Annotated in this window: 1 protein-coding gene; it reads left to right on the top strand. The window is 69.0% G+C overall.

Annotation, left to right across the window (positions count from 1 at the left end; translation table 11 throughout):
- Positions 1-285: type 2 periplasmic-binding domain-containing protein (locus tag FCU66_RS40650; RefSeq protein WP_484177843.1), on the top strand; the 285-nt coding region annotated here is incomplete at its 5' end.
- Positions 286-342 lie beyond the last annotated feature (57 nt).

A 342-nucleotide genomic window follows, 5' to 3' on the forward strand; every position in this document is an offset into this window, starting at 1 on the left:
TTCGAGCGCGACGGCGAGGTGGTGCGGGTCGATCCGACGGGGCCATTGATCGTGCGAATCGGCGGGGCAACCGATCTTGCCGTCAACGCGGCCATCGCCGGCACCGGCATCATCGGCCTCTTCGAGGGCTGGCTTCGCCCTTACTTCGAAAGCGGCGCGCTTGAGCCCATCCTCGAACCGTGGTGGCCGAGTTTTCCCGGGCCGTTTCTCTACTATCCCGGCCGGCGCCTGGTGCCAGCCCCGCTGCGGGCGTTCATCGATTTCATCAAGGGCGGCAAGGCGTGAGGCCCGGCGCGAGCACGAACTGCGCCGGCGCCATCACCCCACCCGCGCCTTCGGCGC

This window comes from Mesorhizobium norvegicum (genome assembly GCF_004919685.1).
GTDB classification, from domain to species: Bacteria; Pseudomonadota; Alphaproteobacteria; order Rhizobiales; family Rhizobiaceae; genus Mesorhizobium; species Mesorhizobium norvegicum.